Annotated in this window: 16 protein-coding genes and 2 pseudogenes; 8 read left to right on the top strand and 10 right to left on the bottom strand. The window is 59.3% G+C overall.

What is annotated here, in order from left to right:
• Positions 1–669: 669 nt before the first annotated feature.
• The 4 genes and pseudogenes from JKL45_RS22400 (at position 670) to JKL45_RS22385 (ending at position 5,007) form a co-directional block, all read left to right on the top strand.
• Positions 670–1,101, top strand: coding sequence for an EF-hand domain-containing protein (locus JKL45_RS22400; protein ID WP_201863880.1), 432 nt, complete (start codon positions 670–672; stop codon positions 1,099–1,101).
• A 154-nt stretch (positions 1,102–1,255) separates the two neighbouring features.
• Positions 1,256–2,497, top strand: a complete 1,242-nt coding sequence (locus JKL45_RS22395; protein WP_201863877.1) for a DUF1236 domain-containing protein — start codon at positions 1,256–1,258, stop codon at positions 2,495–2,497.
• A gap of 166 nt (positions 2,498–2,663) precedes the next feature.
• A pseudogene (locus JKL45_RS22390) lies at positions 2,664–3,036 on the top strand (transposase); the annotation flags it as partial.
• Positions 3,037–3,330: 294 nt separating this feature from the next.
• Positions 3,331–5,007, top strand: a complete 1,677-nt coding sequence (locus JKL45_RS22385) for a DUF4118 domain-containing protein (RefSeq protein ID WP_201863875.1) — start codon at positions 3,331–3,333, stop codon at positions 5,005–5,007.
• A gap of 257 nt (positions 5,008–5,264) precedes the next feature.
• Here the strand turns inward: JKL45_RS22385 and JKL45_RS22380 are convergent, their stop codons facing one another.
• The 4 genes from JKL45_RS22380 to JKL45_RS22365 all read right to left on the bottom strand — a co-directional run bounded on the left by JKL45_RS22380 (position 5,265) and on the right by JKL45_RS22365 (position 9,347).
• A complete protein-coding gene (locus JKL45_RS22380) occupies positions 5,265–5,447 on the bottom strand; it encodes a hypothetical protein (protein WP_201863874.1) in 183 nt (60 codons plus the stop codon).
• 252 nt (positions 5,448–5,699) lie between these two features.
• Entirely contained in the window at positions 5,700–5,840 is a 141-nt protein-coding gene (locus tag JKL45_RS22375) for a hypothetical protein (protein ID WP_201863873.1), read from the bottom strand.
• A 703-nt stretch (positions 5,841–6,543) separates the two neighbouring features.
• Positions 6,544–7,212, bottom strand: coding sequence for a response regulator transcription factor (locus JKL45_RS22370; protein WP_201863871.1), 669 nt, complete (start codon positions 7,210–7,212; stop codon positions 6,544–6,546).
• On the bottom strand, positions 7,209–9,347 hold the full coding sequence (locus JKL45_RS22365; RefSeq protein WP_246498813.1) for an ATP-binding protein: 2,139 nt from the start codon (positions 9,345–9,347) through the stop codon (positions 7,209–7,211). Before JKL45_RS22365 ends, JKL45_RS22370 begins: the two co-directional genes overlap by 4 nt.
• A 265-nt stretch (positions 9,348–9,612) precedes the next feature.
• On the opposite strand from JKL45_RS22365, the gene JKL45_RS30880 reads away from it, so the two are divergent.
• The 3 genes from JKL45_RS30880 (at position 9,613) to JKL45_RS22350 (ending at position 12,825) form a co-directional block, all read left to right on the top strand.
• Positions 9,613–10,443 (top strand): Crp/Fnr family transcriptional regulator, encoded by an 831-nt coding sequence (locus JKL45_RS30880; RefSeq protein ID WP_376771061.1) that lies wholly within the window; start codon positions 9,613–9,615, stop codon positions 10,441–10,443.
• Between the two features lie 239 nt (positions 10,444–10,682).
• Entirely contained in the window at positions 10,683–11,240 is a 558-nt protein-coding gene (locus tag JKL45_RS22355) for a PRC-barrel domain-containing protein (RefSeq protein ID WP_201863869.1), read from the top strand.
• Positions 11,241–11,358: 118 nt separating this feature from the next.
• Complete coding sequence (locus JKL45_RS22350; RefSeq protein WP_201863868.1) at positions 11,359–12,825, top strand: phospholipase D-like domain-containing protein; 1,467 nt, start codon at positions 11,359–11,361, stop codon at positions 12,823–12,825.
• An 81-nt stretch (positions 12,826–12,906) separates the two neighbouring features.
• Here the strand turns inward: JKL45_RS22350 and JKL45_RS22345 are convergent, their stop codons facing one another.
• Complete coding sequence (locus JKL45_RS22345; RefSeq protein ID WP_201863867.1) at positions 12,907–13,620, bottom strand: PRC-barrel domain-containing protein; 714 nt, start codon at positions 13,618–13,620, stop codon at positions 12,907–12,909.
• A 350-nt stretch (positions 13,621–13,970) separates the two neighbouring features.
• On the opposite strand from JKL45_RS22345, the gene JKL45_RS22340 reads away from it, so the two are divergent.
• The gene (locus tag JKL45_RS22340; protein WP_201863866.1) at positions 13,971–15,506 is read left to right on the top strand and encodes a Do family serine endopeptidase; all 1,536 of its coding nucleotides are present in this window, start codon (positions 13,971–13,973) and stop codon (positions 15,504–15,506) included.
• A 242-nt stretch (positions 15,507–15,748) separates the two neighbouring features.
• Here the strand turns inward: JKL45_RS22340 and JKL45_RS30875 are convergent.
• The 5 genes and pseudogenes from JKL45_RS30875 to coxB form a co-directional block, all read right to left on the bottom strand.
• Positions 15,749–15,988, bottom strand: a pseudogene (locus tag JKL45_RS30875) (superoxide dismutase family protein); the annotation flags it as partial.
• Between the two features lie 399 nt (positions 15,989–16,387).
• A complete protein-coding gene (locus JKL45_RS30870) occupies positions 16,388–17,275 on the bottom strand; it encodes a cytochrome c oxidase assembly protein (protein WP_376771062.1) in 888 nt (295 codons plus the stop codon).
• A 37-nt stretch (positions 17,276–17,312) separates the two neighbouring features.
• On the bottom strand, positions 17,313–17,678 hold the full coding sequence (locus tag JKL45_RS22325; protein ID WP_201863863.1) for a hypothetical protein: 366 nt from the start codon (positions 17,676–17,678) through the stop codon (positions 17,313–17,315).
• Positions 17,679–17,683: 5 nt separating this feature from the next.
• Entirely contained in the window at positions 17,684–20,239 is a 2,556-nt protein-coding gene (gene ctaD, locus JKL45_RS22320; RefSeq protein WP_201863898.1) for a cytochrome c oxidase subunit I, read from the bottom strand.
• 23 nt (positions 20,240–20,262) lie between these two features.
• Positions 20,263–21,174, bottom strand: coding sequence for a cytochrome c oxidase subunit II (gene coxB / locus JKL45_RS22315; RefSeq protein ID WP_201863862.1), 912 nt, complete (start codon positions 21,172–21,174; stop codon positions 20,263–20,265).
• Between the last annotated feature and the right edge of the window lie 52 nt (positions 21,175–21,226).

Here is a 21,226-nt window from a genome sequence, read left to right as displayed (position 1 = left end):
ACGACTGGCGCGGGTCGGTCATGCTAAGACAGGGTTAATTCCCGAGCCGGTCCCTGATCTTGGTCCTGTCAGAGATCTACAGGGCCCACTCCATCGCAAGGCCAAGGCTGAGCAGGGTGGCGGCGTCCCGTCCTCGCGTGATGATGTCTGGAGTGTCAGATGGGTTGCCGACATTGTGATAGCGCTTGCTGACGTTTCAGCTTTCCTTCTCGTACAGCCCCTCTCATCAGCGCCGTCGATCGCCTTGCGCGCTGGCCGATTGCCATCTCCATGGAGGCCGAGGCCCCTAGGCCTCCTGCCGAATGAACCCGAGTGCGGATCCGACCAAAGCTGCTCACTCTTTTGGCCCGGAAGGCTATCGAAGACGAGAGAGGACGGTTGAATTTGCTTCACCATGAGGGGGACCTCGACTGGCTCCAATAGGAACCAACTCTTTTCTGATCAGAGACATTGTCAAATATAAAGTACCTTAAGCTGCATATAGTGGCACACCAATCAGGTAAAACCTGAGTGAGTTCTTCTATAAAGCAAGCAGAGTACGCTATTGTACAATCCAAAGATCGAACAAGTAGGGAAATCGCTCGTTGCTTTTTTAGTGTCTGAGTGTTGTGACGCGATGATGTCTTGCGTACCTGAGCTCAGTCCCCACTAAGCAAAGGAGATTATCCCATGAAACTGTTCAGCAATGTTTCCCGTCTCGGAGTGTGCGCCTTTGGTCTGATGCTGTTCGCAGCTCCCGTGAGCGCTGCGGAATTCGGCGACTGGGACGCGAATGCAGATGCGCGGCTGACGAGCGAGGAGTTCCGGATGAACTTTGAAGAGGTTGGTGTCTTCAACGCCTGGGACGAAAACGACGACCTGGGTCTGACGGAAAGCGAGTTTGAAACCGGCCTTGGAGACGATGCTACAGCTTTTAACACCCGCTTCGGCGATAAGGCGTTTGACGAGTGGGATGTGAACGACGACGACAGGCTGTCGAACGATGAGTTCTACGACGGTGTCTATGCCTCCTACGACAGCGACGACGACAAGATCATTGAGGAGCCCGAATTCGGCGACATTGGCGACGACATCGGCGACGGCGGCTTCTGGGACGTCTAAGCCCATCACAAGCGGAGGCGGGCTGCGGATACCCTGGGCCGATAGGACAACGCAGCAAGGGCCACCACACCGCAACTGTGGTTTGCAGACCCGCCTCTTCCAGCATCGGGCAAGCCTTGGGCTCGCCCACCTCAACAGATGTGGAAGGTTCCTCATGCATACGATCCTGCTTTCGACCGTCGCCGCCTTTGCCGCCGCCGTGTCATCCTCCTCGTTTGCTCAAGAAGCGTCAGCCCCAAAGAAACAACCGATCCCGCAGTCGGCATCCGACGGCGCGAATGCCACGCCCAGTGGAGCCGCTTCGCAAGGGTCGGCCCCGACCAAGCTTCCGCAGACCAGCGGCCCTTCGACCGACAGGGTTCAACCTGATTCCGGGAAGGCGAACTCCTCGGCAAGTTCGCCCTCAAGCGGATCCGATCAGAAGAAGCCGATCACGGGGGCTGGGGGGGAGCGGAACGGGTCACCAACCGGACAGGCCCGCCACCAAGCTTCGGAGCAGCCGTCCGCGGCACAGGCTCAAGATGCCGGCAAGTCCAACAGCTCCGATGCTACGAAGAAGACAACCGCGTCCAATGGGGAGGGGCAGGACAAGTCCCGCAAGCGCGCGGTCGACAAGAACGGCAATGCCGACCAGAAGACATCGCCGAGCACAAGCGCCAGCGATGATAATGGCGACAGCGGCAAGACCGAGCAGAGGATGCCGACCTCGGGAACCCCGCGCGGGACCAGCACCGAAAGCAACAGGGCTGGTCAGGCCACGACCACGGAGACTGCACCCTCGGAGACTAGCCGCTCGTCCTCCAGCACGCAGCAGAAGTCCTCGAATTCCGCTCAAGAGCAGAACGCCGGTGCCGATACCGCAAGCTCGACCTCTACCAAGCTTTCAAGCGAGGAGAAGACGCGTGTTGTGCAATCGTTCACCACTCGGGAGGTTAAGCCCGTCGAAAATGTCAGCTTCTCGGTCTCGGTTGGCGTAAGCGTGCCTCAAGACCTGAACCTGCATCCAGTGCCAGCCGACGTCGTGGAGATCATTCCAGCGTACCGCGATTATCGCTATGTGGTGGTCCAGGATCAGATCGTGATTGTGAACCCGAAGACCCGCAAGGTCGTGGAAGTCATTGAGCAGGGCGCCACAATGGCACGCGTCGGGACCTCCCAAGGATCGGGCTCGCTGAGCCTCTCGCAGGAAGAGGAGACTACCGTCATCAAGACCCTTCGCAGCAATACCTCGGCCGTGTTCCACGAGGGGGCGACCGTGCCGCAATGCGTGGAGCTGAGGCCGATTCCAAGCGCCATCGACGTGCCGGAGCTCCGGTCGTATCGCTACGTGGTGGTCGAGGACAGTGTCATTCTCGTCGAGCCGGACTCCCGGCGCATCGTGAAAATTCTCGAGTAGAGGTCCGACAGGCCAGGGTCGACAATCTCGGCCCGGCTGGGCCGAGATCTTTACTGGCATTGCCGGAGCCATCGGCAGAGCGGCAGCCTACAGAGGCCACTCGACCGGAAGGATACGCATGCCTACCGTGAGCAACCGCGCCGGCAGCGTGGCGTCCGGCTCCCGGGTCTATGACCGCCGCTCGGTCGAGGAGGCCCGGCGCGATCTGGCGGCCTGGATTGCCAAGTGGGAGGCGCGCTACCCGCGCTTGGTCGCCTGGGCCGAGGAGACGATCGAGGAGACGCTGACCTTCTATCGCCTGCCGCGCCAGCACCACAAGCACCTCAAGAGCACCAACATGCTCGAGCGCCTAAACGAGGAGATCAGAAGACGCACCTATGTGGTGCGGATCTTCCCCAGTGCGGCCTCATGCTGCCGGTTGGTACGGGCTGGCGGTGGAGACGCACGAGAACTGGCTTGAAGCCCACCGCTACCTCAACATGGACGACTTGAAGGAGCATAAGAAAAGCACTCTGCGCGAAGCCGCTTGGCCAGCCTGACCGGTCGCCCCGCTTTGCAGAACTTGACGCACACAATCTAGCATCTGAGCCGGCTATTCCTCCGGAGTTTGGAAGTCCGCCTTGAAGCAATACCATGGCAGTTGATGCGGGCGCGGTCGATCGGGAAGATGTTGCCGTCGACTATTTACCCGCTTAGGCTTGGCTACAAAGTTGCGCAAGTCGTTGTCGCACGCCGACCTAGAACAGACCGATTCTAAGTAACTTGGCATAACGACAACTCAGGCCTACAGTGGGCCCGCCGCATGTGGCCAGTTGCAACAGGTGGTTCCCACCATGGTTGGATCAGACTCCCCAAACCGCGATGTTGCCCGGTTCCCTTTGGTAGGAACCGACAAGTCCGAGTTGACTGGCCTTGAAGCTGTCCTTCGGAGGCTCGCAATCTCCATCTCCTCTCAAGAGGTGATGGAGATCATCGCACAAGCAGCCCGTGCCCTCCTGCACGCGGATGGCGTCACCTTTGTGCTACGGGACGGCGACCGCTGCTACTACGCGGAGGAAGACGCAATCTCCCCCTTATGGAAGGGTAAGCGATTCCCTATGGAAGCATGCATTTCCGGATGGTGCATGATCAACGGGCAAGGTGTCATCATTCCTGATATCTATGCTGACGCCCGGATCCCGCACGACGCATATAGGCCAACGTTCGTGCGCAGCTTGGCAATGGTGCCGATTGGACAGGATAATCCAATAGCAGCAGTCGGGGCCTATTGGTCTCGGTTACGGGAGATTCCGCCTCCCGAGCTGGACCTATTACAGGCGCTTGGGAACGCCGCCGCCCTAGCCCTCTCCCATGTAGAGCTCCGGCGGGCGCGGGAGCACGAACGAGAGCTTCACAATGCTGAAGGTTCAGTCGGCCAGCCTTCAGAGAGGTGTCCTACTCCGCCAGCGTCAGGCCCGCCACATCAGGGGCTCACGACTTCGGCCGGTTGGCAACCCGCTGGCGGGCAAGTGTCTGCGTCTTCCGTGAGCACCGTCTCGGGGAGTCGCGTCGCACCTCCAGCGAATGCGGAGAGCTGGCTTTCATTCGATATACAGCCACATTCGCCAGCCGCCTACGCGGCAGCTATCACGTGCGTCTTGTTAGCGACTTTGACTCGCCTCTCATTCGGGTGGTGGTCGACGGCAGAGTTAGCCCCATTCACCACGTACTTTCCTGCCGTTCTCGCGACAACGCTCATTGCCGGAGTGCCGAGCGGTGTGCTTTGCTTAGTGTTAGGAGGAGCTGTCAGCTGGTGGGCCTTCATGCCTCCCGAGTTCAGTTTTGCTGTGGGATCGCCGGCTCACATTGTGAACTTCTCACTTTATGTCATCTCATCCATCATGATTCTTTGGGTCGCTGAAAGGTACAGGCGCGCCCATCGCAGCCTGAGGCAAGAGCAGGGATGGAGGACGCTCCTGCACGAAGAACTCCAGAATCGTTTGAAAAATGCGCTAGCTGTCGCGCAAGCAGTCGTCAGCCATACCCTTGAGACTTCTCCCCAGAAGGCTCGCAAGATCAACAGGCGACTTGCGGCGCTGATGGCGACTACCAGTTCCGCCGGGGTGCCGCGCCAGCAGGAAGTTGACCTTAAGAGCCTGGTAGCAGCTGAACTGGAGCCCTATGGAACGGCTCGTATCGAGATCAAAGGTCCACACGTCGGCTTAGAACCTAAGCTCGGTCAGGCCCTTGCTCTCGCCCTTCACGAACTCGCGACGAACGCAGCGAAATTCGGTGCCCTCTCCGTTCCGGAGGGAAATCTAGCAGTCATTTGGTCGATTTCCGCTGGTCAAGTCCACCTCACATGGGCCGAACATGGCGGCCCGCATGTAGTCATTCCAAAGACACGGGGATTCGGCACGTCTTTCCTTGAACGGATCCTATCTGATGTTGATGCCACGATCGTAATGAGTTTCGAGCCCGAAGGCTTGGTTTGCGGGGTCAGGTTTGTCGCTGGCCCAGCAGGCAGGTAACTAGCAGAATCAGACCGAGTTCGTGCCCGCAATCCTGCCATCGAATGTCTTCTGACTCATGCATTGGATTGCCATTCCCGAGATCGAAGATCATCTACAACATACTCGGGCCGCGCTGACGTGATGACCTGATCGTCTTTCATTTCCCAATCTGTCTGCCATGCCAATCACATCCGACCCACCGGAAGGCACACGTTGAGCGGCGGCACCGCAACCACCTCGAAGGTGGCTGATGCAATCCCGATGCACGCTTGCTCCTAGGCGGTCAGAATGTCCCGGGTCATCACGTCCTTAAGTTCACGCACCCCATGGTCTCGAGCGATGAAGCGCACCGTCAGCTCCAACCAGTTGTCCGTCATGCGCCAGTATACGCGCGGCTCGAACTCGGACTCCTGCATGAAGTAGCGGCGTTGCAGTCCCTTCTTCTCAGCCGCCTTCATCTTTATCAACGATATGGTGTACCGCCGTGCCACCTCCAGCATAATCAACTTGTTGAAGACGCTTCGGGTCCCACTTGCAGCAGGCCCCACCCTTAAGGCCCTCGAAGTTAGTAGATCCTGGAATGTGATCCAGCTTGGGAAGGCAATCGATGCTCATCTCCTGACAAGCATTCTCTTCCGACGGAAGAGTTGGGTAGTGGACTAGGAAGCCCACCTCCTCTTTACAATGCACTCGCGCTCGGAGCGAGTACGTCAACGATCCACAGGCACGATAGTATGTCCGCCATTGCTCGAGGTTCCCAAAGCCCCGTCGATCGCCCCGAGCAAGTCCTCGACCTCGGCGAGTTCGAGTTCCATCGTCACATGTGCATCATCACCGAACTCGATGCTCAACGTCACAGCTCCGTTGCTCGACCACGCGTGGGAACGTCTCGTGCTGTTGGTCATTAATACCCTTGCTTTCGACGGGCCAAAGTATGACCGTTCTACTCTGAGAGATGCTCCTCAATGGTTCAGGCGTCATCTGGCAGCCGCACGATCTCGGTCCGCGTCCGTACTGAGACGGGCGGTCAGCCGCGATATGGTGGACAGCCACCCCTCAATGGACGCATTTCCCTTTGAACGGCATCATCGAAGGAGCATCCAATGAGATGGCAAGCGAGAGCCATGCGCTGAGTGCTGCGCGAACTTAAGCGTATCGAAGAAGCCAATTGTAGCAACAAACCAGATGGTTGCGACCGTGGCAACCATCTATCCCGCATGATCGGTGTGCGCCGGCTGCAGGCGGTTCAGAGATTTGAGGTGCTATTTCTTGACGGGAGCTCCTGCTGCAGGCGGAACTTGGTGCGGGAATACGGGCGCTCAACGAGGCGAGTTAACCTGTCCTAGTTAGACGATAGGCAAGGGTGTGACCCGCAATCTGGAGCCGTCCTGTACCTGCATATTTTGAGTGTAGCTTTTTGGCAGCTCCGCCTCCCACGATCTGAAAGTTCCCAGCCCCAGCGTGAGCCGAGGGTCCGAACCTTCCTCGCGAAAGCCCGGCCGATATTGCTGCGGCGCCGAAAGGTCAACAGAAGTCGAGCGAAATACCTACTCTTCAATCATGATTGAGATCTACGAGCCAACCTTGCGATGCACCGTAGCGCACGATATCAGCGCGCGTTCGCAATCCCAGTTTCTCGGCCGCTCGGGCCTTGTACGTCTCAATTGTCTTGACGCTGATGTTGAGGCGCGCGGCAACTTCCTTGTTGCTGTAGCCCTGAGCAGTCAGCTTCAACACTTCAGTCTCTCGTTGGCTAAGCGCCTCTACGTCATCGGATGGTATCATCCCGCCCCTGCTTCCACGGACTGCATTAGATAGCGCTCGGTCCGCAACAGCAGGATCCAAGTAGACGCCTCCGGCTGCCACGGCTCGGATTGCACGTACGAGGTCTTCAGCGGCAGAGCGCTTCAAGAGATACCCCCTGGCTCCTGCCTGCAGCAGAGGCTGGACGTACGCTCGATCCTCGTGAACAGTCAGGGCCAGCAGTTTCACTTGAGGACAGGTTGATGCGACCCGCTTTGCCAGATCGATGCCGTTCAAGTCTGGCATCGAGATGTCAATTACTGCCACGTCGGGCAGTTGTTCGCATATCATCTGGAGAGCAGCGGCCCCATTCTTAGCCTCTCCGACGAGCTCAATTTCAGGAGCCTCCTGAAGGAGAGCCCTCACGCCAGCTAGTACGACGGGATGATCGTCCGCAAGAGCGACTCGGATCTGGGTCATGGCCTCAGCTCGTAATGAGAAAGCGGGATTTGGATGAAGAGGGCTGTTCCCTCGCCAGGAGTCGACTCGATCTCCAGGGTGCCGTTGACCAACGTCAAGCGTTCTCTGGCGCCCGAGAGGCCTAAAGGCGGCCCGTTGACCCGGCTGCCTTCCGCGGACATTCCAGCCGTCTCATCAGGGTCAAATCCCACCCCGTCATCCTCAATAATTATCCGGAGCCTTTGCCCACGGCGCTCGACGACCACGCTTACATTGTTGGCCCTCGCGTGCTTCAGAATGTTAGTAAATGCTTCTTGAACTACTCGGTACACAACGGTCCCGATTTCGGGAGGCAACTGCTCGTCCACACCCACAAAGTGAGTGTCCACCTTAATGCCAAAGCGTTCACCCCAATCGGAAGTGAACGCGATAAGAGACTCTCGAAGGCCAAGATCGTCAAGAGCCGTCGGCCGAAGGTCCGCTGCCGCGCGATGAATATCACGCCCGATATCGGCCGTCAGCGATTGGAGCCAGCGTACATGCTCCTGGATGCTCGCCGCCTCAACCTTCTGCTCAAGGGCCTTCAAACCCAGCGACAGACCAGTGACTGTTTGCCCGACTTGATCGTGGAGTTCACGTGCGATGCGACGTTGCTCGTTCTCCTGCGCCTCAGCGAGACGTCGCAGAAGATCAAGACGTTCTGCCTGAGCTCTCTTTTCGGGCTCGATGTCGGCGATCACCCCATGGATGACTGACTGGTGCTCACCCGATGCATTGAGTGCCCGTCCGGTAATCCTCACCCAATGAAGGCTGCCATCCCGCCGTTCAACGCGGATCTCGCTGTTGAGCGTGGAGCCATCTCCGAGACAGCGTTTCGCAGCAGTTTGAATTGTGGCGCGATCATCTAAATGTATCGTTTCAAGGAAGCGCACTGTCGGCACGCTTTCTTCAGGGCCGGGAACCGGTCCTCTTGGCAAATCCAGCAGAACCCAGCACCTCTCCGAGCCAAAATACTCGGCGCGATCAAGCTCCCACCGCCAAGTGCCTAGCTCTGCGGCCTCAATGGCGACAGCGCCCCGTTCCTCGCTGAGGGCGAGTGCAAGATTGGTACGTTCCGCCTCGGTTTGCCTGCGTTGGGCGATATCCCGCGCCATGAGGGATGCAAGGACCAGCGCGAGCATAAAGCTCGCGATCCCTCCACCAGCCAAAAAGTACACCGATCTGGATACCGGAGCGTTCAGAACGTCGCTTGGCACACCTAGATGAACGGACCATTCACCGGTTCTCGGAAGGGTCCGGTAGAACGTCTCCACCTCGACTCCCTCCAGCGTGGGCGCGACATAAAACCCTGCCGGAGCTCGCTGGATCGCCTCCCGCAGACCGGGCGATGCCGGACGTCCAAGCTCTGTATCCTGAGCAAGCGTCCGGGCGATGAAGTTGCCGCGCGCGTCCACGACAGCGCCTACCCAATCGTTAGGAACGCCGGTGCTTTTAAGAATTTCGCTTATGGCGTTCGGAATGAACGATATAGTAATAACATAGATGAGCTGCCCCCCGCGAATGACGGGAGCGCGAATGGCAACAAGGCGCTTGCCCGAGATTACCCCGACCGGACCGACGCCGCCCACGGCGGACTGGCGGGTTTGGAGGACTTCGTCGAAGCTTTCCCGGTCAGCCGTTGGGCCAAGCCTCACCCCGAGAGGCCGCAGGAGATTGACTAACTGGGTCCCGGAAGGATCCGCAAGCTCGACTGTCTCCCACAAAGGATGGGTCGCTTTCACGCGCTGGGCTTCCGTGTAAAAGCTTTGCAGTGATGGTGTGTCGAGAGACGCGGAGGAAGCAAGGGTCTCGACAACTTGGAGCTGCGCGTCCATTTCGGAGGCGATCCGCTCCGCCACCTTGTTAACCGTCTCCACCGCCCGCTGACGCGCCTGCTCACGCTGCTGGGTCGCAGTGATGTAGGCGACCCAGCTGCCGAACAGGAGGAGCGGAATGACGGCAGCAATGATAAGAGACAGGAGGGGCCGCCGGTTAAACCCGAGCGACAACCAGAGCCGGCGCCCCAGAGGATCTGATTCGTCCCCGTCCATTAAGCGCGATCCCGCACGGAGCTGATCGTTGCTGTGCATCATGCTGGCCTTGATCGGATATTGCATCCAGGGTGGGCAGCGCTGGCCTGGGTACACCAAAGCGCTTTCCTTTCTAAATGGTCTCTCATCTAGCCTACAATGTCACCTTTCTGCCCTACACGCCTGAAAGGGATTAGCGACGTCGCGGTCAGGGAAAACCTGACAGCCGTGCGGTATCACCCGACTGCCAATCCGGCCCGCCTTCCACGACATTATGGTCATGCACGGTTGCTTCGGAAGTGACCTGAGCTGAAGCCGACTTCAACCTGACCGTTAGGACGGGAGCCCGGAAATGTTCGTTCAACCGCAAGACCTTAGCCTTAGCAGCCAAAGGCCACTCAGGCCCGCTGCCCAGCTCAAGTCCGTTCATGCACCTCCTTCTCGGCTCGACAAGGGGCCGGTGAGGAATGGATTGTTGAATACTCTGTCGGCTGAAGTCCTCGAGGAGTTGCAGCCTTATCTCGAACGAGTGGTTCTTAAGCGCCGCCAGGTGCTGTACGAGCGTAATCTACCAATCGCGCATGTTTATTTCATCGAACGAGGACTGGCCTCATTGTTGGCGCGATCCGGCGATCAGAGCACGTTGGAGGTCGGAACGCTCGGCCATATGGACTTTGTTGGAATACCCCTTGTTCTTGGAACCGCACGGACGCCATACAGATGCGTTGTACAGGTCCCAGGCGAGGCCCTGCGCATTACGGCAGAAGATCTTCGTCGAGTGCTGAGCGGCATTCCATCGTTGCACCAGCTCCTGTTGCGATACATTCAAGTAAGAACGGTGCAGAGCACCCAGCTCGTGGTCTGCAATACCCGGCACACCCTGAAGCAAAGGCTCGCTCGATGGCTGCTCTTCGCTCAGGATCGGACCCATGGCAACGAGCTGCCCTTAACCCATCAATTCCTCGGGCGTGCCCTCGGCGTCCGCCGGGCCGGCGTGACGACCGCAATGGGACGGATGGAGGAAACTGGCCTGCTTCATCGGGGACGCGGCCGGATCGTCATCTTGGACCGCGCTGGTCTCGAGTCCGAGGCTTGCGACTGCTACCGCACTCTTCGGGCAGAGCATGGGCGAATTGTATGTGACGAAATTGCTGCGCCGCCACTTGTCGCCTTTCGGCAGTAGCAGGTGCCCGTCAAGTCAAAAGCTTGCGCCAATCGCCTTCCCGATCCTATGTCGACGTGGCGAGGAGACGGGCGCAGGCCGGGCATAGCTTCCTGCAACACGCAAGGAAGCCCTGAGTACGTTGTCGTACGTAGAATATCGTTGGATGGCTGACACGTGAAAACTGCCCGCCGCCAGACCCGTTCTTTCACTTCAAGGAGAATGGGATGCCGGCCACCTGATACGTCATGGAGGTAACGATGCTTAGATTTGCCTGGGAAGGTTCCAAGACGAGCGCGGACGCCCTGCCGATATTCCTCACCGCGATAGCTTTGTCGATGGCCACAATGACGTTAAATGAGGCGCGGGCGCAGACGACCGCACCAGCTCCCTCGCCGCAACCGAACCAAGCTGCCCCTAACCAGCCAGCCGCTCCCAATCAGCAACAACCGAACTCCCCGCCAGCGCAGCCCGGAATCCGTGCAGTCGACCCGACCACCGTCCGACTTACATTCTACACTGTCCAGCCCGCCGACATGCTCGTCTCGAACCTCCTCGACGCAGACGTTTACAACCTGCAGAACGAGGAAATCGGAGAAGTTGAGGATATCATTGTCGATCAAGGACGCGTCATTCGAGCCGTTATCATCTCGGTTGGAGGTTTCCTAGGCCTGGGCGAACGCAATGTCGCGGCTGATCCCGGTTCTCTCGTCCTCATGCGTGAGGCCGGGGGTGACATCCGCGTCGTCGCCAACACGACACGCGAGGATCTTCAGAATGCACCCGAGTTTAAGTTCGAGGGCAATATGAGTCGATAAGGTGTGTAGGGCTCAATCTGCACAGCTGGTTGTGCCTGCGCGTCACGGCCAAGTTACCTTCCGAACCAAGGGTCGGCCAATCACAACAGTACCGCCGCGGTCCTTGACGAGTGCCCCGATGGAAAAGCCGATCGTGGAACCGGGCGAAACGTGCTGGCGAATGGCCAAGGCGGGCCGGCTCGCCTTAATCATTGATGCAGCCTCCTATTTCGCGAGCTTGCGGAGAGCGATGATCCACGCCAAACGCTCGATTTACCTGATCGGATGGGACTTCGACACGCGTATACGCCTCGACCCGAGCGTCGAGGATGAATGGCCACTCAAGCTTGGCCACTTGCTAAATGTCCTTGTAAAGGCGCGGCCGGAGCTGGAGGTTCGCGTGCTCAAATGGGACGTCGGCGTTCTCCAAACTCTCGGACGTGGTGCGACACCTCTGTTTATCCTCAATTGGATGGCAAGCAGGCGGGTCCACTTTCGACTCGATCACGTTCACCCAGCCGATGCATGTCACCACCAGAAGCTCGCTGTGATCGACGATGTGCTGGCATTCTGCGGCGGCATCGATATCACGGTCGGCCGGTGGGACACTCGCGAGCATTGCGAACAGGATCCGCGCCGGACCAGCCCCTGGGGCTTCACTCAGCCCCCCTGGCACGACGCGACAGCTGCTGTTGACGGAGAGGCTGCATCGGCTCTCGGCGACTTGGCCCGCGAGCGCTGGAAGCATGCAACCGGAGAGGATCTCGCCCCGCCTGGATTCGCCGACGAGATTTGGCCGGAGACCCTCCCTCCCACTCTCATGGATGTTGAGGTCGGCATTGCCCGTACTCAGCCCGCCTATGATGGGCAGCCCGAAGCACGGGAGATCGAGGCTCTCAATCTCCGCGCAATCGGCAGTGCGCAGGATGTCATCTATATCGAGAGCCAGTATCTCGCGTCTCACACGATCGGCGAGGCTTTGGCCGCACGTTTGGAACAGAATGGGGGGCCGGAGGTCATCATTGTCGCGCCTCTAACAGCTGAGGGATGGCTTGAGGAGGAGGCGATGGGGACGGCTCGTGCACTCATCGTCCGACGCCTACGCGGAGCAGACCGGGAAAGCCGGCTCCGCCTGCTCTACCCAGCGAATGCGAGTGGAACACCGATTTACGTGCATGCCAAAATCATGATCGTTGATGACCGCTTCCTGCGTGTCGGATCCTCTAACTTGAACAATCGCTCCATGGGTCTCGACACTGAGTGTGACATTGCCGTGGAGGTCCGGCCTGGAGCGCGAAATGAGGAAGCCTCGCGAGCAGCGATCCGTACGGCCCGCAACGATCTCCTCGCGGAGCACTCTGGTGTTGCGATTGAGCTCGTAAATGCTTTGCAAGACGAGGGGAGAAGCCCGATTCAAATCATCGACCTTCTGTCGAGGCCATACGGCAGATCGCTTCATCGGCTTCCACTCCTGCACCTCAACGCAGTGGAGGAGAAAATTGCGGCAAGCCATCTCCTGGATCCGGAGAAGCCGGATACGTTCCAGCGCAAGCTGCGGCGATTTTTGGCGTGGGCCATACCCAGAGCCCATGTGAGAGGCGACTAGAAACGGCTGTGGCGCTCGCGCAACGCTTCCATGTCCTTGAAACCGGATCACACCGTCCGGCCTCGCCCGCAGCGCAGTTCCTTACAGCGCTGCGCCTGTGAACTTGGTTGAATCGACGCGAAGCCCTGCCATCTGAGCCTGAGAGGCCGTCACGAACGGCAGGCCGTAGTAGCCGGCGCCCGGATCCCACCGGCCAGTCGTGCCGGGGTAAGGGAATGCATAAGTGCCGCCACCGGAGGCGACATCGCGAGCTATAAGCATGGCAATAAGTCGCCCAGACTTGTCGAACACGGCATCTGACACATAGCCGTAGCCATAGCCGGTCTGCAGCCGAGCATAGTCCCCAAGAACCTCCGTCAGCCGAAACTCCCGCGGGACAGTTGGAACTCCCTCCGTTCCAGGGAACAGACCATATTGCGGCTTCTCGCTGTTGTCTGCCAGCCCGGTCCTGATGCCATCATGGCCAGGTGTGAGATCCACTTCGTCCCACTGAATGCGATACACTGCGTCCGGGATGCCGAGGGAGCCGCCTCCTTCCATCACCATTGCCGCGAGACGGCCCTCCGCGTCGATAATAAGGTCGCGCACGGTTCCGACGCGATCTCCACCCTTGCGCATAACAGACTGCCCGAGCAGCTGCTGCGCCCGCCAGCCCCTGTACAGAAGGTCCGGCGAGAGTTGGCTGACCTGGCCTTCAAGTCTGGGTTGGACAGCCGGGTTCTGCTGCTGCGCGAGCACGGGCGATGCAACAATCGCCGCCATGAGCAGTGGAAGTTGAATCCGCGAGAGCCTCATATCTCGTCCTCTTCGCAAGCGCGATCAGCCAGCATAGAACAGACAAAAAATGCCGAGGGCACATCCCGAGTTCTCTGCTCTGTTCAGCAGCGTACCGAGACTCTGCATCGTGTGCGGTCCAAACGTCGGATGTCACGAAACGTCTCCGCGGCTCCTCCGTTCATAGAAGGCGAGAAGGGCATTACTTTGATTTGTGAAGCACACGCGGCTGCCCTCATTAGATCCTGAAGCTGCGAGCCAGGCGAGGATTACCAACCATTCATCTTGCCGTAATGACACCTTCACGCGCCTGCCCTCAAGTTCTTCTGCATCTGGGGCATGTCCCCGACGAGCTGATGGAGTACGCAGCAATGAGACACTCTCTTCTATTCTCTCCGAAGCCGCAGCACACACGGCGGGCACCCAAAGCAAGATCCGCTCTCCTTGGCGCGGTCGCACTGGCTACTCTTGCCATTTCCGCCGGAGGCGTCGCGGTTCCTGCGTTCGCTCAGGCGCCACAGACGATTGTCGCCCCCCAGTCCACCCTGCCTTCCTTCGCCGACGTGGTCGACCGGGTGAAGCCCGCAGTCGTGTCGGTGCGCGCCAAAGCAAAGGACGTTGAGGCGCAGGCCAGCACCGATCAAGGGAGCGGCCGCAACTTCAATCTTCCTGACTTCGGCCTGCCGGACGACCATCCCTTCCAGGAGTTCTTCAAACGCTTCCGCGGGGAGGGGGGGCAGAATGGAAACCCGCGCTTTGGTCAACCTGGTCCCCGCCAAGGCACCTCGCAAGGATCCGGGTTCTTCATTTCGGCCGATGGCTATCTCGTGACCAACAACCACGTAATCGACAAGAGCTCCGAGGTCGAGGTGCTCATGGATGACGGCCGCACCCTCTCGGCCAAGATCGTCGGCACTGATCCGAAAACCGATCTCGCCCTGCTCAAGGTGGAGCAAGGCGGGCCGTTCAAATACGTCGAACTCGCACCGGAAGTTCCACGCGTGGGCGACTGGGTCCTTGCTGTCGGCAATCCGTTCGGCCTTGGTGGTACCGTCACGGCCGGCATCGTCTCGGCCCGCGCCCGGGACATCGGGGCTGGTCCTTATGACGACTTCCTTCAGATCGACGCGCCGGTGAACCGGGGCAATTCCGGTGGACCCACCTTCAATCAGAAGGGCCAGGTCGTGGGCGTAAACACTGCCATCGCCTCTCCGTCCGGCGGCAATGTCGGCATCGCGTTCGCGATTCCATCCGAGACCGTTCGCAATGTCGTGACGCAAATCCGCGAGAAAGGTAGCGTTGAGCGGGGCTACGTGGGAGTTCAGATCCAGCCTGTTACGAAGGATATTGCGGCGAGCCTAGGGCTCGACAAAAGCGAGGGAGCCATCGTCGCCCGCGTTGAGGATGGCGGTCCCGCAGCCAAGGCTGGCATCAAGACCGGCGACGTGGTCATTTCGGTGAATGGCAAACCGGTTGAGGATGCACGGGACCTGTCACGGACGATCGCATCGCTGAATGCCGGCGCGACCGCCACTCTGCAGATCTGGCGTGACGGCAAGAGGCAGGAAATCTCTGTCACGATTGCCAAGATGTCAGGCACCTCTACGGCTGCGGCAGATGCGAAGCAAGGCACCGAAATGGGCAATCTTGGACTGAGCCTCGCCCCAGCGGGGAACAACAAGACGGGTGTTGCCGTCGTCGGCGTGGAGCCTGGAAGTCCGGCAGCTGAAAAGGGCTTCAGCACCGGCGACGTGATCAAAGAAGTCGCGGGCCAGGCGGTACAAACGCCAGCTGACGTGAAGGCTGCACTGGAGGCAAGCCGCAAGGATGGCAAGAAAAGCGTGCTGTTCCTCGTCGAGGCAAGCGGAGGTACCCGCTTCGTCGCGCTGCAAGTCCCTGCTGCCTAGCATCCACGAAGTGGCTCACTGCGGGCTCGACCGCGGTGAGCCAAATCCGTATTCCGCTGACCCTCTGTAGCCTCAATGTTGCCTCTCTGCGTGGGAAGGTTGAGGATACAGAGGATAAGGACATTCGGTTTCGGTCGAGCACCGTGCAACGTGCAAGAGAGGTTATCAGGCCTGTGCGATACTAGGCGCCAACTTCCCAATGGCAACGACGCCTCCTACATACTCCTAGCGGTCGCGTTGGATCACGCCGCACGTAATCCGATCCCCGGCCGCTCCTGACGGCTGGCTGCGGTAATCTTCGGCGATGGTATGATTACGAGCGCGGATCCATCTTGATCGAACAAAGGTCCCTTGCCATTGAAGCTTACGTTCCGGTTGAAAACCTCAGCTAGGAGCTTGCCACTATCATCCACGGTCGGGTTCGGCATGTCGCCGGCATGCGGCCCTCCCGGTTGCCAGTAGCCGTGCTGTGATTCCATCGGATTGTAGTGGCCTCAGGCGGACTCGAAGCCGCCTTGCACTTCGCAGCGCCGCACCTCGTAAATGTGGAATCCGTGAAGGCCACGTGAAAGCTTTGCGGCCTCTGCCCTGTCCAGTACGTCGTTAGGCGTTTCGATCAACGTCGCCGTTCCAATAGTTTGACCTTTCTGGCCCGTGGAGACGGTTCTTGCACCTTTTTGCATCCTGGAAGACGGAGCACAAAGTCGTCGATCCAAGCGCTACATGGTGGGTGTAGTCTACGGATCTGTCGCTCCATGAGGCGCCTCGACGCAGAACTAGCGGCACTCGGCGGCTGCTACAGGCAGCAACCTGCCTCAGTCATCTAGTCAGTACGCTGACGAGCCTACGACAGGCGACCTCGAAACTTACCGAAGGTTCCGTCAGGAGGATTGGCGCGCTGGCTTGCGGTACGACCCCGGCATTACGAGAAGCCGGGCGGCTAGAACTAGACAGGCGAAGAGATAGATAAAGCTAGCCGGCACCCACATGATCAAACCAGCGAGTTGCTGGTCAGCGAGGGGATCAAGCCTCCAAGAATCCGGTCCCCGCCGATACCAAGGATAGAGCAGTGTAGGTGAGAAGGTGATGAGGGCACCAAGGAACCCGCTATGAACAAGCGTCAGGAAACCTGCTGCAATACCCGAAGGCACAGTAGCGGGGCCCCGCGAGCTTACAGCGAGGCTCTGCCAGAACAGCATTGCGGTTACGAAAAAGGCGATATGCTCGAACGCATGAATGGCTTCATTCCCCAGTGCAGCCTCGAAGGGCGCTGGAGCATGCCACAGCCACAGTGCAGCACCATGGAGGGCACAGGTCGGGAGAGGACGGATAAGGAATGCGGCCCGCCGGCCCATCGTACGAGCGCCAGAACTTCGTCCCACGGCGCGCCGCGTTAACCTGGGTAGGATCCATGGCAGGGCCACTCCGGGCAAGCCGGCCAGCAGGAGAGGGGGCGCTACCCCGATGAGAAGGACGTGCTGGACCATGTGCGCCGTTAGTAAGGTGCCGCTCAGGGAATCTAGAGGGGAGGCCAAGGCTACAATGAGGATCGCTCCTCCACCTGCATAGCACGTCACTCGGATAACGGAGATGCCGCGACCTAGACCGGCATTGCTCCAGAGATTCCTGACTCCAAACCCATAGAGCACAAAGGCCAGCGGCAACGAGACCAACACCCACGGCTCCGCCGACCAGTGGTGCCATACGTTGCTAGGGTCTATAGGCTGAGCGCTTTCATGCGCGAAGGCAGGAATGGAGAGAAAGATCATCAGGACAGCTGATACGAGCGGCCTCGTCATGCTGGGGTCATCCGCAAGGTGGGACTATGAAAACGGGCAGGCCGTTCCAGGTGATGGCAACGAAGGAGAGAGCAGCGATTGTCATTGTGGTGTACCGCATGAAGTCGTCGACGGGTCTCCGGTCCCACGACGCACGGGCTGGCCCCCGCCTCCAGAGCGCGAGAAGAAGAACGACAAGCACGCCAGCCAGCGCGACAACCGTGGTCCCGACAATCACCAGTGGAACGATGCCAAATCCCAAGTAGCTCTCGCCGGCAAAGTGCCGGGCACAAGCCAGTGCATTGAAGGCGTAGACGAGACCGAAATGGACGCCCCAGATAAGGAGCCCCCCGATCATGAATAGCGATTTTCGGATGAAGTCGGTGCCGCCCATCGGTCTTACCCCAGGAATCGTGGGAAGGCGTGGATGATGAGGAGGGCAACGAGGCCCTGTGCGACGCCGTAGTGCCAGAACAGCTGCGTGTTGTCGAAGGTCGACCGCCGCACCCGATTCAGCCGGCCGGTCAGTGAACGGACGACGGTGTAAAGCCCCATGATCGCCAAGACCGCAACGACGAAACCTTGGTAGGAAGCCAGACTGAAGACCACTGCACCATAACCCGACTCGGAGGGGCGCAGGCCCATCTCAAGCTGTCCGAAAACCTCAAGCGCAACGCTCCCGATGAGCATGGGTACAGCTACGAAGAGGGCAGTTCGGGTCGGCCACGCGCTCCGCTCGGGCACCTGCGAGAGCCTCCTTCCTGCAAGCCAGACGAGAAGGCTGCTTGCTATAAGAAGTGCCGCCGCACCGATGGGCCACCCTATGGGAGGCAGCGCGGCTGCTGAGGTCGGCCAGATGCTCGGGTTGACGGTCCAGAGAAAGAGATAGGAAAATACAATACAGCTGAATACCATCCCCGTCACGATCATCAGGATGATCATCGCCCACCAGGAATGATTCATCGACCCCGTGACATAGGTTGGCAGTCTCAGCCCGCCCCCAATATCGATGTCACCGACTTCAGCAGGACCTGGATCGGTGTCCCACAACCACCAGATGACGCAGACGACGGCAAGAACCCCGCAGATGAAGGCAGGAATGTAGAGCTTGATCGTCAGGCCGATGAAGAACGAGGCGGTAAAAAAGGCCGCGAAGACCGTGCGCCAGCTCGGACCCGGGATCTGCAGCACATATTGCGCTGTCGCATCAATGGGGCTGGTAACGATGGTTTCGCGCCCGCGCGTCGGTGCGCCCGGCAAGTAATACCGGCCGGCTTCAACATCGTCAGCCAAGCTTGGCTGATCCCACATTGGTTCGCGACTGGTGATGATGGGAATAGAGCGTGTCTGATAGTTTCCACTCGGAAGCCATTCCAACGTACCGGCGTTCCAGACGTTACCCAGGTCGCCCTTGTAGGGTCGGAAGTTCTTTGCCAGATCGATGAGGAAGACCAACACGCCTGCGCCGATCATGTAGGCGCCAAGGGTCGAGATCAGGTTGAGCGTGCCCCACCCCATTTCCGCGATATAGGTATAGGTGCGCCGAGGCATGCCCATCAGACCTGTGATGTGCATGGTGAAGAAGGTCACGTTCACGCCAATGAAGATGAGCCAGAACGCCCACTTGCCGAGAGTCTCCGACAGGGAACGTTGGGAGGCGACTGGAGCCCAATAGTAGAAGGCCGCGAACATGGGAAACACCATGCCGCCGATCAGGACATAGTGGAGATGGGCGACGATGAAGTAAGTATCATGAGCCTGCCAGTCGAACGGCACCATCGCGACCATCACGCCCGTCAGCCCGCCGAGGACGAAGATGAACAGGAACCCGAGGATGAAATAGGCCGGCGTCTTGTTCTGCAGCTTGCCGGACGCAATCGTCGCGATCCAGGCGAAGACCTGGATGCCGGTCGGGATCGAAACCGCCATGCTGGCGGCCGAGAAGAAACTTAAGGAGAGCTGCGGCAGCCCCGTCGTGAACATGTGGTGGACCCACAGGCCGAAGCTGAGAAAGCCTGTGCCGATCACTGCAAGCACGACCAAGCGGTAGCCGACGAGCGGCGTTCGCGCCATGGTGGGCACGATCATCGAAACCATGCCGGCAGCGGGAAGGAAGATGACATAGACCTCCGGATGGCCGAAGAACCAGAACAGATGCTGCCATAGCAGAGGATCGCCGCCTTTCTCGGCGATGAAGATCGGCCAGTGGAAGGCGCGCTCGAGCTCCAGAAGCAACGTTGCCGCTATGATTGCCGGAAACGCGACGATCACCATTAAGGCGAAGACGAGCATCGCCCACGAATAGACCGGCAGCTTATCGAGGCTTTGGCCCGGGGCTCGGGTCTTCAGGACGCCGACGATGATCTCGATCGCACCTGCAATAGCCGATATCTCGATGAAGCCTATACCAAGGAGCCAGAAATCGGCGTTAATGCCTGGCGAGTAGATGTAGCTCGTGAGCGGCGGGTACATGAACCAGCCGCCATTCGGCGCAAGGCCGAAGAACAGGCTCGTGAAGAACGCGAGCCCGCCGAAGAAATAGGCCCAGAAGGCATAGGCCGAAAGCCGCGGGAACGGCAGGTCGCGGGCAGCCTGCATGTTGGGTAGCAGAAAGACACTTAAAGCCTCCACCATCGGCACGGCGAAAAGAAACATCATGATCGTGCCGTGCATGGTGAAAAGCTGGTTGTACAGCTCATGTCCAACGAGCCGGAGCTCCGGCTGCGCCAGCTGTGTCCGCATGATCAGGGCAAGGATGCCCGCCAAAACAAAGAACAGGAACGCCGTGCCCACATACCAGACACCGACATAGTTATTGTTCACTGCGGAGATGAAGTGGATGCCCTTGGGCTGCTCCCAAACTCGCTTGAGCTCCTCAAGTTCGCCTTCCGGGCGAGGAGCCGGATTGGGAAGCCGGACCGGCTGGCCTTCCTGCCCGACGCGGGTGTCCGCAATTCCGCCTTGGAAAGTTGCATCGCTCACTTAAGGCTCTCCAGATAGGCCGCGATGGCACGCAGCTCCTCGCCTTGCAGATTGCCGAAAGAAGGCATGAGGTTGTCCGGCTTCAGGTGCTGGGACGATGAGACCCAACCGGCGAGTGTCCCGACATTGGTGGGATATGTCCCGGCAGCGATTGAGCGGCGCCCGCCCACATACGTCAAATCAGGCCCGATCAGTCCGGCGGCCGACGTGCCCCGAATGGTATGGCAGGCACCGCAGCCATTCTCCATGAAGAGCGCTTTTCCCCGTGCTAGGAGCGGAATCACAGGCGCAACGGGAGGGGTCGCCTCCCGAGCGTACCAGGCCTCGAACTGGTCCGGCGGTAGCGCGATCACGTAGAAGGCCATCAAAGCGTGTTGCGCACCGCAATACTCGGCGCACTGTCCCCGATAGATCCCGGGGCGATCAGCGGAAAAGCGGGTGACGTTCACGCGCCCAGGGATCATGTCGAGCTTGCCGGCAAGGCTGGGCACCCAGAAGGAGTGGATTACATCCTGAGTCTTGAGGACGAACTCGATGGACCGGCCCGTTGGTACCTTGATCTCGTTTGCGCTGACGAGACGAACCGCTCCATCGGCGTCCACATAATGTACGCGCCACCACCAGCGCTCACCGATCACCTCCACGCGCAGAACCGGCGGCTCGCCCGTCACGAGTGCTCTGGAAATGGATAGCCCCCAGGTGAGCAAAGCAGTCAATGTGACGACTGGAAAGATGATGCCGAGGCCGATGATAAACTTTCGCCCTGTCATCCAGCCTCGCATCCTGCCCTGGGCAAGGATGGCAAGTGCGGCCAGCGCCATGACCAACAGGAAAATCAAGACCGCGCCGATGATCATCACCCAGCTTAAGGTTTCGGTAACCGCGGCGTGGGGTCCGTATGTCACCATCGTGGATTGGATCCACATCAGTGCTCTGTCCAAAATATCGACAGGCTGGGCC

The sequence above is a fragment of the Microvirga soli genome (genome assembly GCF_016734765.1).
GTDB lineage: Bacteria > Pseudomonadota > Alphaproteobacteria > Rhizobiales > Beijerinckiaceae > Microvirga > Microvirga soli.
Note: the sequence above shows the minus strand (reverse complement) of the source record. Positions and strands in the feature narration are given on the sequence as shown.